The organism is Micromonospora sp. NPDC048986 (assembly GCF_040649335.1).
GTDB lineage: Bacteria > Actinomycetota > Actinomycetes > Mycobacteriales > Micromonosporaceae > Micromonospora > Micromonospora alfalfae.
On the sequence record NZ_JBEZFJ010000009.1, the window covers coordinates 85,846 to 100,046 of the forward strand.

Here is a 14,201-nt window from a genome sequence, read left to right on the forward strand (position 1 = left end):
CCGCGTGACGACGAAGGGGCACGGCCATCGCGGCCGTGCCCCTTCGTCATGTCCGCTGGCCGACATCCGCGGTCGGCGGGCGGGAGATGACGCTTGCGGCGTGAGGTGATGGAATTTTCCTTCGGTTAAGTCGACAGGTATTGAAACTTCTATTCATTGCCGGGTTGACTGTCGTCCATGCGTACCCGCAGACGATCCGCCCGCCGCACCGGCGTCCTGCTGCTGACGCCGCTGCTCGCCCTGGCCCTGTCGCCGCCGGCCACCGCCGCGCCCACCATCGACCCGCCCACAGTGGCCGCAACGTCAGTGGCCTCACCCACCATCGCCGAGGACGCGCCGCCCGCGTCCTCCCGTCCGGCCGGCTCGGTCAGCCTGGCCGCCGCCCCGACAGCCGCGACCGCCCCGACCACCGGCGCCGGTGGTCTGGAGCCGGCCGGCGGGCTGGAGACCACGAAGGCCACCCGGCCGGTCGCGCCGGGCGTGCAGCTGACGTCCTTCGACAGGTACGACGCCGAGGGCTGGCTGCGCGCCGATGCGCTCACCACCGACCTGGCCGGCGGCTCCACCGTCGACTACGTCAACTCCGGCGCTGTCAGCCGGGCCGAGCCGCTGCGGGAGGCGGTGGACCAGACGCACGCCGTCGCCGCGGTCAACGGCGACTTCTTCGACATCAACAACTCCGGCGCCGCCCAGGGCGTCGGCGTCCGTGACGGCGAGCTGATCCAGTCGGCGGTCAGCGGTCACCGCAACGCGGTGGCGGTCACCACGAACGGGCTCGGGCGGGTGATCGAGGTGAACTTCGACGGCAGCGCCACACTGCCCACCGGGCCGGTCCCGCTGACCCAGTTCAACAACATGGTGCAGGCCGACGGCATCGGCGCCTTCACCGAGCTGTGGGGGACGTACTCCCGGCAGCGTGCCGTCGAGGGCGCGGACCGGGTGGTCGAGGTCACAGTGACCGGCGGCCGGGTGGCCGCTGTGGGAAGCGTGGCCGGCAGCGGCCCGATCGTCGCGGGGAGCACCGTGCTGCTCGGCCGCGACCTCGGCGCGGACGCGCTGGCCGCCCTGCGCCCCGGTGACCCGGTGGCGGTGGCCTGGCGGCCGAAGCCCGCCGACGGCAGCACCCTGCACGCGGCGGTCGGGGGCGGCAACGTCCTGGTCCGCGACGGCGTCGTGCAGAGCATCGCCGACCCGACCCTCGCCCCCCGCACCGCCGTCGGGTTCAGCGCCGACGGCCGCAAGATGATCATGTTGACGGTGGACGGGCGTCAGGTCGACAGCCGTGGCGTGACGCAGACCGAGATGGGCCGGATGATGGCCGAACTGGGCGCCCACCACGCGCTCAACCTGGACGGTGGCGGATCGTCCACGCTGCTGGCCCGGGAGCCGGGCGCGCCCGCCGTGCAACTGGAGAACGGCCCCTCCGACGGCAGCGAGCGGGCCGTGCCCAACGGCCTGGCCATCTACGCGCCGAAGGGCAGCGGGCGACTCACCGGCTACTGGGTCGAGACGGCCAGCGACCCCACCGCCGCCCCGGGCGTCTCACCGGTGCGAGGCGGGCGGCCCGACCGGGTCTTCCCCGGGCTGACCCGCACCATCACCGCATCCGGCTACGACGAGACGTACGGCCCGGCGGCCGGCGCCCCCACCTGGCGGGCGACCCCGGCGGTACGCGGCCGGGTCGACAGTGACGGCGTGTTCCACGCCGGCGCGCCGGGGGCCAGCACCGTCACCGCCGCACGGGGGCGGGTCACCGGCTCGCTGAACCTCACGGTGCTCGGCCCGCTGGCCCGGATCGGGGCCACCGCGCCGCGGGTCGGACTGGTCGGCCGGGACGCTAACGCGGTGGTCGGCGTGGTCGGGTACGACGCCGAAGGCAACACCGCGCCGATCGAGCCGGCCGACCTCACCCTCGACTACGACCGGGACCTGCTGCGGATCACCCCCACGAGGGACGGCAACCTGTCCATCGCCGCGTTGCGGGACACCGGCTCGGGCCTGGTGACCGTTCACGTCGGACGCACGAGCGCTGTCCTGCCGGTCACCGTCGGGCTGACCGACGTGCCGGTCGCCGGTTTCGACGACGCCGCGTCCTGGCGGTTCAGCCAGGCCCGGGCCAGTGGTTCGGTGGCGCCGGCCCCCGGGCACAGCGGCACCGGCCTGCGAATGTCGTACGACTTCGGCCAGTCCACTGGCACCCGGGCCGCGTACGCCGACCCGCCCGCCTGGATCGAGGTGCCCGGTCAGCCGCAGGCGTTCGGGATGTGGATCCACGGCAACGGCACCGGGGAGTGGCCCAGCCTGCACCTGCACGACGCCCAGGACACCCAGCACGTGCTGCGTGGCCCACTGATCACCTGGACGGGCTGGCGGTACGTGGAGTTCGCGGTGCCGGCCGGGGTGCAGTACCCGGTGCGGGTACGCCGCTTCTACGTGGCCGAGACGAACGCCGCGGCGCAGTACACCAGCGAGGTGATCATCGACGACCTGGTGGCGAAGGTGCCACCGACTGTCGACGTGCCGGCGGTGGCCCCGCGTACCGATCGGGTGGTGGTGCGCGACGGCACCGTGGACGGCGCGCCGTGGCGGTTCGCGGTGCTCTCCGACGCCCAGTTCGTCGCCGCCGACCCGGACAGTGACCTCGTTGCCCAGGCCCGGCGGACGTTGCGCGAGGTGCGGGCGGCCCGGCCGGACTTCCTCCTGATCAACGGCGACTTCGTGGACACCGCCTACCCGGCGGACTTCGCGCTGGCCCGGCGGATCCTCGACGAGGAGTTGGGCGACGCGCTGCCCTGGTACTACGTGCCCGGCAACCACGAGATCATGGGCGCCCCGATCAGCAACTTCGCTGCCGCCTTCGGTGCCACCTCCCGGGTGTTCGACCACAACGGCACCCGGTTCGTCACGCTGAACTCGTCCACCGGGACGCTGCGCGGCGGCGGCTTCGACCAGGTACGGATGCTGCGCGAAACGCTGGACGCGGCGGCCACCGACCGGCGCGTGGGTTCGGTCGTCGTCCTGCACCACCACCCGCCGCGTGACCCCAGCCCGGCGCAGGCCAGCCAGCTCGGCGACCGCAAGGAGGCGGCGCTGCTGGAGCAGTGGCTGGCCGACTTCCAGCACCGCACCGGCAAGGGCGCGCTGTTCGTGGGCGGGCACGTCGGCACCTTCCACGCCGACCGGGTGGACGGGGTGCCGTACGTGATCAACGGCAACGCGGGCAAGACGCCGTCCACCCCTGCCGACCAGGGGGGCTTCACCGGTTGGACGGAGTTCGGCGTGGACCCGGTGACCCCGGCCGAGGCCGACCGGGCCCGTCGTGACCCGCTCGCCGAGGGCCCGCGCTGGGTGGACGCGGAGTTCCACGCGCACACCGATCGGCTCGCGCTGACCGCCCCGGCCAGCGTCGCGGTCGGCACCCCGGCGTCGGTCACCGCCATGCTGACCCAACCCGGTGGGCGTACGGTCCCGGTGGCCGCCCCGGTCAGCGCCGACTGGTCGGCCTCGCCGGGAGTGCACGTCGGCTCGGCGGCCGGGGTGCGCCAGTGGCACACGGCCCGATTCGACCCGGCCACCGGCACCCTGACGGCGCTGCGGCCCGGCGCGCCGATCCGGCTGACGGTCGAGGTCAACGGGGTCCGCGCCGAGGCCATCACCACCGTCACCGGGTGAACTGTCCGGACGGGCCCCCACGCGCGGGGCCCGTCCGGACACCTCAGAAGTCGCCGTCGGCCACCTGGAAGACGGCGAGACCGAGAGATCGCCACATCTGGACCACCTGGACACGGTCGTCGAAGACGCCCGCCACCCGGTAACGGTCCCGGATCTCCCGGTCGTAGATCTCCCGCTTGACTATCGAGTCCTTCCGGGCATCGCCGACGGCCCGCAGGTGCAGGCCCAGGTAGGGCACACGTACGTGCCGGGCCAGCCACGCCTCGGTGGCCGGGCGGGCGGAGGCGTCCCTCCCCGAGCAGAAGACCACCCCGTACCCGGCCGCGTGCATCGCCCGGACCGCCGCGATCACCGCCGGGTTCGGCGCGTCCTGGTCCACCCGGGTCATGTCGTACGGGCTGCGGGAGACGGCCAGCGCGACGGTGCCGTCGATGTCCACCAGGACGATCTCCGGTGGCTCGGTCGACGGCGGGTGCACCACGGCGGGGCGTCCGGTGCGGGCCTGCGGCACCGGCAACGGCAACTCCCGCCCCTGTAGGTACCGCTCGTGCAGCCGGCGGATCGCGTCCGCGCCGACCTGCTCGGCGGCCGGACGGGCGGCGTCGCGGCGCAGGCACTCGTCCAGCGGCACGTCGGTGAAGTCGTGCACCTCGAAGTCGGCGCCGTGGCGGGCGGCCAGCTCGGCCCAGCCCCGCAGGGTTCGCGCGCGCAGGTTGGTGTCGTCCACGCAGACGTCCGCTCGGGCCCGCAGCAGCGCCTCGACCTGAGCCCGCTGTACGGCGGTCACCTGCGCCTCGGCCCACTGCGTGAACAACCGCTCGCCGTGCAGCATCCGGCGCAGATCGTCCCGGTTGACCCGGAGCACCGACGGCTGGAGCGTACGGGCGAACGTCGTCTTGCCGGAGGCGGGCAGTCCCCGGGTGGCGATCAGGCGTGTCATCGGCGCACCTCCGGCTCGACGGGCGTACCCCGGCCGGGGTACCTGGCGGCGGTCCGCCGGACGCGCGAATGCCCCACCAGCCGGCGGGAATGCGGACGGGTAGGCCCGTGTTGACGATGCCGGACGAGGTGTGCGGCCCGATTACCGGGTGGGCTCAGGCCCATGGCACACTGGTCAATCGGCCACCGGTTCCGGTTCACGCCCGAGCCCGTCGCGTACGGCGCGACGAGTGATGACGGCGACCCGGCGACCACCAACGAGAGGACCGAGGCGACATGAAGGCAAACATCCACCCGGAGTACGTGACCACCGAGGTCAGCTGCTCCTGTGGCAACACGTTCACGACCCGCAGCACCGCCAAGGGCGGGGCGATCCACGCCGAGACCTGCAGCGCCTGCCACCCGTTCTACACCGGTAAGCAGCGCGTCCTCGACACCGCCGGCCGGGTCGCGAAGTTCCAGCAGAAGTACGCCAAGGTTCAGGCCAAGAAGGCCAAGTAACTCCTCGTTCGGCGCCCGCGTCCGGTTTTTCACCGGACGCGGGCGCCGTCCGCGTTTTCCTCCACTTCCGCCCGGCCGCTGGCCCCCCGGCCCCGGCCCGGTCGTCGCGCACCGTCGAAGGAGCATCCGCAGCATGAGCAGCGAGCGTCTGGCCGGCCTTCTCGACGAGTACGCGGAGCTGGAGAAGCGGTTGGCCGACCCGGCCATCCACGCCGACCAGGCGACCGCGCGCAGGGTCGGCCGCCGGTACGCCGAGCTGGTGCCGCTGCACAAGGCCGCCGACGAGTTGGAGCAGGCCCGCGCCGATCTGGCAGCGGCCCGCGAGCTGGCCGCCGAGGACCCGTCCTTCGCGGGTGAGGCGGATGCCATCGCCGGGTCCCTGCCGGTGCTGGAGGAGCGGCTCGCCGAGCTGCTCATTCCGCGCGACCCGCACGACGCCAAGGACGTGATCGTCGAGATCAAGGCCGGTGAGGGTGGCGAGGAGTCGGCGCTGTTCGCCGGTGACCTGCTGCGGATGTACACCCGGTACGCCGAGCGGCACGGCTGGGTCACCGAGGTGATCGACGCGCAGGATTCCGACCTCGGCGGGGTCAAGGACGTCTCCCTGGCGATCAAGACCAAGGGGGTGCCGGACGGCGGCAACGGCGTCTGGTCGCGGCTCAAGTGGGAGGGCGGCGTGCACCGGGTGCAGCGTGTCCCGGTGACCGAGTCGCAGGGCCGGATCCACACCAGCGCCGCCGGAGTGCTGGTGCTGCCGGAGGCCGAGGACGTCGACGTCACGATCGACCAGAACGAACTGCGCATCGACGTGTTCCGCTCGTCCGGCCCGGGTGGCCAGTCGGTGAACACCACCGACTCGGCGGTGCGGATCACCCACCTGCCGACCGGCATCGTCGTCTCCTGTCAGAACGAGAAGTCCCAGTTGCAGAACCGGGAGCAGGCGATGCGGATCCTGCGGGCCCGGCTGCTCGCCGCTGCCCAGGAGCAGGCCGACGCCGCCGCCTCGGACGCGCGCAAGGCGCAGGTGCGCACCGTGGACCGCTCGGAGCGGATCCGCACCTACAACTTCCCGCAGAACCGGATCACCGATCACCGGATCGGCTACACCGCGTACAACCTGGACCTGGCGCTCGGCGGCGAGCTGGACGGGGTGCTGGACGCCCTCACCGAGGCCGACCGGGCCGCCCGGCTCGCCGGCGACACCGAGCTGACCCGCCGCTGACCGCGGCACCGAGCTGACCCGCCGCTGACCGCGGCACCGAGCTGGCGCCGGCCCACCCGGTCGATCATGGAGTCGTGGTGGGTCGACTGTGGTGTCGTGGGGCTTTTCTGAGGCACCACAACTCCTTGATCGACCCCGCCGGGTGGGGGGGCGATCAGCTCGCGCGGGGGCGGGTCTTGGCGCGGAGCATCTCGCGGTCGGCCTGCTCGAACGCGACGCTGAGCGCGTCGCGCAGCCCGCTGCCACCGGAGACCTCGGCGAAGCCGATGCTGACCCCGACCGGGGTGCCCGGGACCAACGACTCCCAGTCCTCCAGGCGGACCGCGGCCTCGATCCGGCGGGCCACCTCGGTGGCCTCGGTCATGCCGGTGTCCGGCAGCACCACAACGAACTCGTCACCGCCGTAGCGGGCCACGAAGTCGCCCCGGCGCATCACCCGGTTGATCACGCCAGCGATGCGTTGCAGCACCAGGTCGCCCGAGTGGTGCCCGTGCCGGGTGTTCACCGCCTTGAAGCCGTCCAGGTCGCAGACGCCGATCACCACCCGATCGCCGCGGGTGACCACGGCCGTGATGTAGCGCTCCAGCCGGCGGCGGTTCGGCAGCCCGGTGAGCGGGTCGGTCAACGCCTCGCCCTCGAAGCGCGCCGCCTCGCGGCGCATCTCCTCGTGGTCGATGCGGGCGGCGATGCCGTCGATGTAGACGTCGCGCAGTCTGTCGTTGCGCTGCGCGGCGAGCCGGAACGCCAGCCGGTCGGCCCGGTGCGCCGCCAGGTGGTCCCCGGCGCGGGTCAACGCGATGCTGCGCAGCCGGGCCGGCTCGGCCGCCCCGAGCGTCTCGTTGGAGACCTGGACGGTGTCCAGTCGCGCGACCGCCTCGATCGGCCGACCGTCGGCGACGGCGAGGCACACCTGCCCTAGCTGACGCAGGTCGCGGGCGCGGGCGCTGTCCCCGCCATGGGTGATCAACCGGGCCGGCTCGGGGCCCTCGGTCGCCACCTGGTCGCCGAGCGCCGCCTGTCGGGCCGCCGCGTAGCCGTACGCGGCGAGGCTGCTCGGGCGTAGCTGGCCGGCCCGGCCGGCACGGACGAAGCGGGTCAGGTCGGCGGCCACGTCCCGGAGCACCCGCAGGCACCCATCGCTGTCGCCGTTGTGGTCAAGGGCCACGGCGTTGCGCAGCCGGATGCCCGGCGCGGCGAACGTCTCCTCCGGGATCCCGGCGGTCAGCCCGAGCTGCCGGGCCCGTTCGATGGCGCCCAGGGCGTACCCGTGGAAGCTGAGGTAGCTGTAGGCCATGGCCAGGTCGTGCCAGCCCCAGGCGGTGTCCCGGTCCGGGTCGGCGACGGCGCCCAGCGCCCGGGCCGCTCGGACGAGGTGCATGACGCAGCGGTCCAGTGCGCCCTGGTGGTGCGCGGCGAGCGCGGCGAGGGCGTTGAGGTGACCGTGCAGATAGGGCTCGGCGAGGTCGCGGACCGCCGCCGACGCCTCTTCGATGGCCCGGGTGAACTCCGCGGTCCGACCGAGATTGATCAGCGCGGAGAGGCGCTGCACCATCGCGTCCGCTCGCGCCGCCGGGTCGTTGGTGGTGCGGATCACACGCTCCAGCAGGACGTACGCCTCCGCAGAGCGGCTGGCCTCCTGCAACGCCCGGGCGTGCGTCAGGGCGTCAACCTGGTCATCGACCCGGTCGAGCCAGCCCACCCGTCAACCTCCTGTCGTGCGCGCCCGGGCGCACCTGTTCGTCACGTCGCCCGCGACGCTTCATGATTATGTCGTGAGTACTTTGCCGCAACACCCCCCCGAAGGGACAGGCCCCATCCGGCCGTCCGCCGCGGTGGCCCGAGTGGCCCGCGCGCTCGCCGCCGCCGGGGTCGGGTCCGCCCGGGTGGAGGCCGAGTTGCTGACGGCGTACGTGCTGGGGGTTCCCCGGGGTCGGTTGGCTCTCGCCGACGACCTGAGCGACGACCAGTTGGTGCGGCTCGACGGGTTGACGCGCCGCCGCGCCGCGCGCGAGCCGTTGCAGTACCTGACCGGTAGGGCCGCGTTCCGGCACCTGGAGTTGTCGGTCGGCCCCGGTGTCTTCGTGCCCCGGCCGGAGACCGAGCTGTTGGCCGGCTGGGGTGTCGAGCAGGCCCAGGGTCGACCCGACCCGGTGGTGGTGGACCTGTGCAGCGGCTCGGGTGCGATCGCGTTGGCGGTGGCTCAGGAGCTGCCGGGAGCGCGGGTGATTGCGGTGGAGCGGTCCCCGGAGGCGCTGGCCTGGCTGCGCCGCAACGCGGCGGAGCGCGCCGCGGCGGGGGACCGCCCGATCGAGGTGGTAGAGGCCGACGTGACAGCGCCGGACCTGCTGGCCGAGCTGGTGGGCCGGGTGGACGTGCTGCTCTGCAACCCGCCGTACGTGCCGGACGACGTGGTGGTCCCGCCGGAGGTGGCCGGGCACGACCCCGCGGAAGCGGTCTTCGGCGGCGCGGACGGTCTGGTGGTGATCCGACCGGTCGTCGCCCGGGCGGCGGTGCTGTTGCGCCCGGGCGGCGTGTTCGGCGTCGAGCACGACGACACCCACGGTGTGGCGGTGCCCGAGCTGCTCGCCCAGGGCGACGGCTTCACCGCTGTCGCGGAGCATCTGGACCTCACCGGGCGTCCCCGCTACGCGACGGCGTCCCGACGGGCGGACGGCCAGCACGCCCCGATCGGGGCGGCGTGGCAGACTGACTCCTCGTGATGCTCTACGACTGCCGGTCGCCCGCCGATCGGGACCGCGGCATCGCTGCGGCGATCGAGGCGGTCAAGAACGGCGAGCTGGTTGTTCTTCCGACGGACACCGTGTATGGGATCGGCGCGGACGCGTTCACCCCGTACGCGGTGAAGGCGCTGCTCGATGCCAAGGGCCGGGGTCGGCAGATGCCGCCGCCGGTGTTGATCGGCTCGCGGCACACCCTGGACGGGTTGGTCTTCTCGCTGCCCACCGCCGCACGGGACCTCGTGGAGGCGTTCTGGCCGGGTGCCCTGACGATCGTGGTCGAGCACTCGCCGAGCCTGCAGTGGGACCTGGGCGACAAGACCGGCACGGTGGCGGTGCGGATGCCGCTGCACCCGGTCGCGTTGGAGGTGCTGCGCGAGACCGGTCCGATGGCGGTCTCGTCGGCCAACAAGACCGGCCAGCCGGCAGCCGTCACCGCCGACGAGGCGCGTGACCAGCTCAGCTACTCGGTGCGGGCCTACCTGGAGGCCGGTCCCTGCCCGGATCCGGTGCCGAGCACGATCGTGGATCTGACCGGTGAGGTGCCACAGCTCCTGCGGGCCGGGGCGATCCCGCTGGAGAAGCTGCGCGACGTGGTTCCGGACCTCGTCGACGGTCGGGCGGTCTGAGTGCCCCCCTTCACTGTTCTGCACGTCTGCATGGGCAACATCTGCCGCTCACCGATGGCGGAGCGGCTGCTCGCCCTGGCGGTGCGGGAGCGGCTGACCCGGCGTTCGCAGGACCCGGCCCAGGCCGAGGAGCTGGTGCACAGCCACAGCGCCGGCACGGGTGGCTGGCACGCGGGCGAGGAGATGAACCCGCCGGCGGCACGGCAGGTCACCGGCCGTGGTGGGGACGTGGAAGGGTTCGCCGCGCGCAAGCTGCGCTCGGACCACATCGACGCCGCCGACCTGGTCCTGACCGCCACCGCCGATCAGCAGGAGTACGTGGTGGCGCTTCGTCCGGACGCGGCGGCCCGCACATTCGTGCTGGGCGAGTTCGGTCGGCTGCTGGCTGCTGTGGACGCCACCGCGCTGCCGCCGGGTGACGCCACTCCGGAGGCCGTTTACGCCCGTGGAGTGGCACTGGTGGCGGCGGCTCACGACGCGCGCCTCGGCGCCTCGGCGCTGACCACCGATGATCTTGACGACCCGTGGGGTCGTGGCGACCAGTGCTTCAGCCGGGTCGCCGACGAGATCGAGGAGACGGTCCACCCGCTGGCCGGCGCGCTGCTGCCCTGAGCGTGGTGCGAGTTTCCTCCGGGTTTGGGGAAAACCCAGGGCTAAAGGGGCGTTCCGGGTCATTCTGAACGGGTCCTAGCGTGACCGGCTCCTGCGGGGAGAGCTGATGATCCGGGCCCAATTCGACAAACTGCTGACCGTGGTGATCGCCGGAGTGCTGGCCGGGTTGGTGCTGGCCGCCGCCGCACTGCCAGCAGCCCTGGTCTTCGGGATCGGCTTCAGCGCCCTGTCGACGCCGTACTCGGAGCTGCCGAACACACTCCGGACGCCGCCCACCGCGCAGCGCTCCAACCTCTACGCCAACGACGGCACCACACTGATCACCTCCTTCTACCAGGAGGACCGGGTGGACGTGCCGCTGCACGAGGTGGCTCCGGTGATGCGCCGGGCGATCGTGGCCGCCGAGGACGTCCGGTTCTACCAGCACAGCGGGGTCGACCTGCGGGGCGTGGTGCGCGCGTTCACAGTCAACAAGCGCGACGGCCAGACCCGGCAGGGCGCCTCCACGCTGACCATGCAGTACGTCCGCAACGTGCTCAGCAACGACCCTCGGCTGACCGAGGCGCAACGGGACGCCGCCACCGAACTCACCACAGTCCGCAAACTCCAGGAGATGCGGTACGCGCTCGCGTTGGAGCGGGAACTCGACAAGGACGAGATCCTCACCCGCTACCTCAACATCGCCTACTTCGGTGCCGGGGCGTACGGCATCGCGGCGGCCAGCAAGCGGTACTTCTCCCGGTCCCCGGCCGAGTTGACACTGGCCCAGGCGGCACTGCTCGCCGGTCTGGTGCGTTCGCCGGACAGCGACGATCCGATCAACGGCGACGCCGACAGCGCCGTTGCCCGACGGTCGTACGTGTTGGAGCGGCTGGTGGAGACGGGGCAGGTGCCGGCGGACGCGGCGGCGGCGGCCCGCGCCGAACCGCTGCAACTGCGGCCCAGCGAGACCCCGAACGACTGCACGGGAGTGCCCGACGGGCACAACGACTGGGGCTTCTTCTGTGACTGGTTCACCCGCTGGTGGAGCAGCCAGTCCGCGTTCGGGGCGACCGCCGACGACCGGCAGCGCGCGCTGCGCCGGGGCGGCTTCTCCATCGTGTCGTCGCTGGACCCGGCGGTCCAACGGGCCACCACCGAGCAGGTGCTGAAGATCTATCCGACGACGAGGGCCGAGGCGGTGCCCACCGCAGTGGTGCAACCGGGCACCGGGCGGGTGCTGGCGATGTCGGTGAACCGTGCCTACAGCGTGGCGGACAACCCGGTCGGGCAGAAGAACCGCCCGAACACCGTCAACCAGTTGGTCGCCGGCGGCGGCGCGATCGAGGGGTACCAGGGCGGTTCGACGTTCAAGCTCTTCACCCTGCTGGCCGCGCTGGAGTCCGGCCTGCCGCTGTCGACAAGCTTCGTGGCGCCGACGCAGTTGCTCACCCGCTTTCCGGTGACCGGGGAGGCGAGCTGCGACGGACGGTGGTGCCCGGCGAACGCCAGCCCGTCGTCGATGGACGGCCCCCGCACCATGTGGAGCGCGTTCGGCCGCTCGGTGAACACGTACTTCGCCTGGCTCACCGAGAAGGTCGGCGCCGACCGGGTGGTGGAGATGGCCGAACGGCTCGGCATCGTGTTGCGGGCCGAATCCGACGCCAAGCTGGCCCGCTACGGCGCGAAGGACTGGGGTCCGTTCACCCTGGGCGTGGCCGCGACCACCCCGTTGGACCTGGCCAGCGCGTACGCCACCGTGGCGGCCGAGGGGACCTGGTGCGCGCCGCTGCCGGTGGTCTCGATCACCGACTCGGGCGGCCGGCCGGTCGACGCCGCCAAGCCGGACTGCCGACAGGTGCTCGACCCCGACGTGGCGCGGGCGGCCACCGACGCGGCCCGCTGCCCGGTCGGCGACCAGTCGATGTACGGACGCTGCGACGGCGCCACAGCACCCGGGTTGCGGGCGAAGCTCGGCCGTCCGGTGGCGGGAAAGACGGGCAGCTCGGAGCGGTACGAGACGGAGACGGTGGTGGCGTTCACGCCGCAGCTCGCGGTCGCCTCGATGGCCGCGAACCCGGACGATCCCCGGGACGCTGTCGGTCAGACGGTGCAGGCCCAGATAGTGAACGCGGTCGGTGAGGTGCTCGCCTTCGCCCTGCGCGACCAACCGGTCCGCGACTTCGTCCCGCCGAGCGAACGAACCGCCTTCCAAACCCAACCCCAAGCCGGCAACTAACCCCGCACCCCACCCCACCCCGCTCGCCGATCTTGCACTTTCTGCCGCGACAAAAGGCGCCAAGGTCTGCAAATCGCCAACACAAAGGGCAAGATCGCGGGGAGCGGGGAGCGGGGAGCGGGGAGCGGGGAGCGGGGAGCGGGGAGCGGGGAGCGGGGAGCGGGGAGCGGGTTAGCGGGGTTGTTCGGCGTTGCGGGCTATGTTGCGGGCCATTCCGCCGAAGACCACAGCGTGGAACGGGGCCACCGACTTCCAGTAGGCGTGCCCCGGCAGGCCACGCGGCAGGAAGACGGCGCGTTGCTGGTAGCGGCTGCTGCCGTCGTCGGCCGGTAGTACCCGCATTTCCAGCCAGGCCCGGCCGGGTAGCCGCATCTCGGCGCGCAGTCGCAGCAACTCGCCCGGGACGATCTCCTCGACCCGCCAGAAGTCCAGCGCCTCACCGACCTGGAGGCGGTGCGGGTCGCGTCGACCCCGGCGTAGCCCGACCCCGCCGACCAGCCGGTCCAGCCAGCCGCGGATCGACCAGGCGAGGGGGAACGAGTACCAGCCGTGTTCGCCGCCGACGCCCTCGACGACCCGCCAGAGCGCCGCGGGCGGCGCGTCCACGACCCGTTCCCGGACGTCGGTGTAGGCGGTGCCACCGGACCACACCGGGTCGCTGGGCAGTGGCTCGGCGGGGGCGTCCGGGCCGCTCGCTGTGGACCAGCGGGTCTCCACCTGGGCGTCGCGCACCTTGGCCAGCGCCAGCGCCACCGCCTCGTCGAAGCCGGTGAGCCCGCCGGCCGGGTCGGGGACGTAGCGGGCGATGTCGTGTTCGTGGGCGATCGCCTCGTGGATCAGGCTCTCCACCAGCGGGCGGGCGATCTTGTTCGGCACCGGGGTGATCAGACCGACCCAGTGCGAGGAGAGCGACGGGGTGAGCGGGCGGACCGGCACGATGATCCGCTGGCGCAGCCCAGCAACCCGGGCGTAGCGCTGCATCATCTCGCGGAAGGTCAGCACGTCCGGCCCGCCGACGTCGAAGCCCCGGTTGACCTCGGCCGGCAGTTCGGCGCAGCCGGCCAGGTAGTGCAGCACATCGCGGACCGCGATCGGTTGGATCCGGTTGCGGACCCAGCGTGGGGTGATCATGGCGGGCAGCCGCTCGGTCAGGTAACGCAGCATCTCGAACGACGCCGAGCCGGACCCGATGATCACTGCGGCACGGAGCACCGCGGTGGGCACCCCGCTCTCCAGCAGGATCCGACCGACCTCGGCACGGGACCGCAGGTGCGGGGAGGGCACCTCCGCGTCGGACGCCGGCTCCGGGCCGCCCAGGTAGACGATCCGCCGTACGCCGGCCGCGCGCGCCGCCGCCGCGAAGTTGGTCGCCGCCGTTCGGTCGGCCGCCTCGAAGTCGGAGCGGCCCAACGAGTGCACCAGGAAGTACGCGACGTCCACGTCGGCGAACGCGGCGGTCAGCGTCTCCGGTCGACTCAGGTCCCCTTCGACGATTTCGGCCGCCGAGGCCCAGGGCACGTCGCGCAGTCGCACCGCCTTGCGGGCGAGGCAACGCACTGTGTGCCCATCGGCGAGCAGCAGCGGCGTCAGCCGCCCGCCGATGTAGCCGGTCGCTCCGGTGACGAGGCATCTCACAGGTCCCAGTCTGCGGCCCCCTAGACTCGTTCGCT

At 72.7% G+C, this 14,201-nt stretch carries 10 protein-coding genes; 7 read left to right on the top strand and 3 right to left on the bottom strand.

Going from position 1 to position 14,201, the window contains the following annotated elements:
• The first annotated feature begins 177 nt into the window (after positions 1-177).
• Positions 178-3,672 (top strand): phosphodiester glycosidase family protein, encoded by a 3,495-nt coding sequence (locus tag AB0B94_RS19535; RefSeq protein ID WP_357281756.1) that lies wholly within the window; start codon positions 178-180, stop codon positions 3,670-3,672.
• Between the two features lie 43 nt (positions 3,673-3,715).
• Here the strand turns inward: AB0B94_RS19535 and AB0B94_RS19540 are convergent, their stop codons facing one another.
• Positions 3,716-4,612, bottom strand: coding sequence for an AAA family ATPase (locus AB0B94_RS19540; RefSeq protein ID WP_357281758.1), 897 nt, complete (start codon positions 4,610-4,612; stop codon positions 3,716-3,718).
• Positions 4,613-4,887: 275 nt separating this feature from the next.
• Here AB0B94_RS19540 and rpmE point away from each other — a divergent pair, with 275 nt between their 5' ends.
• Both rpmE and prfA read left to right on the top strand, forming a co-directional pair.
• Positions 4,888-5,112 (top strand): 50S ribosomal protein L31, encoded by a 225-nt coding sequence (rpmE, locus tag AB0B94_RS19545; RefSeq protein WP_030333150.1) that lies wholly within the window; start codon positions 4,888-4,890, stop codon positions 5,110-5,112.
• Between the two features lie 133 nt (positions 5,113-5,245).
• Complete coding sequence (prfA, locus tag AB0B94_RS19550) at positions 5,246-6,334, top strand: peptide chain release factor 1 (RefSeq protein ID WP_238670542.1); 1,089 nt, start codon at positions 5,246-5,248, stop codon at positions 6,332-6,334.
• Positions 6,335-6,488: 154 nt separating this feature from the next.
• Here the strand turns inward: prfA and AB0B94_RS19555 are convergent, their stop codons facing one another.
• A complete protein-coding gene (locus tag AB0B94_RS19555) occupies positions 6,489-8,033 on the bottom strand; it encodes a GGDEF domain-containing protein (RefSeq protein WP_238670541.1) in 1,545 nt (514 codons plus the stop codon).
• 73 nt (positions 8,034-8,106) lie between these two features.
• Here AB0B94_RS19555 and prmC point away from each other — a divergent pair, with 73 nt between their 5' ends.
• The 4 genes from prmC (at position 8,107) to AB0B94_RS19575 (ending at position 12,531) form a co-directional block, all read left to right on the top strand.
• Complete coding sequence (gene prmC / locus AB0B94_RS19560; RefSeq protein ID WP_357281762.1) at positions 8,107-9,054, top strand: peptide chain release factor N(5)-glutamine methyltransferase; 948 nt, start codon at positions 8,107-8,109, stop codon at positions 9,052-9,054.
• Complete coding sequence (locus tag AB0B94_RS19565) at positions 9,054-9,701, top strand: L-threonylcarbamoyladenylate synthase (RefSeq protein WP_091406475.1); 648 nt, start codon at positions 9,054-9,056, stop codon at positions 9,699-9,701. Before prmC ends, AB0B94_RS19565 begins: the two co-directional genes overlap by 1 nt.
• Complete coding sequence (locus AB0B94_RS19570) at positions 9,702-10,313, top strand: phosphotyrosine protein phosphatase (protein WP_357281765.1); 612 nt, start codon at positions 9,702-9,704, stop codon at positions 10,311-10,313.
• A gap of 106 nt (positions 10,314-10,419) precedes the next feature.
• Positions 10,420-12,531 (top strand): transglycosylase domain-containing protein, encoded by a 2,112-nt coding sequence (locus tag AB0B94_RS19575; RefSeq protein WP_357281767.1) that lies wholly within the window; start codon positions 10,420-10,422, stop codon positions 12,529-12,531.
• Between the two features lie 171 nt (positions 12,532-12,702).
• Here the strand turns inward: AB0B94_RS19575 and AB0B94_RS19580 are convergent, their stop codons facing one another.
• Positions 12,703-14,166: an SDR family oxidoreductase gene (locus AB0B94_RS19580; RefSeq protein WP_357281769.1), complete on the bottom strand. Its 1,464-nt coding sequence runs from the start codon at positions 14,164-14,166 to the stop codon at positions 12,703-12,705.
• Positions 14,167-14,201 lie beyond the last annotated feature (35 nt).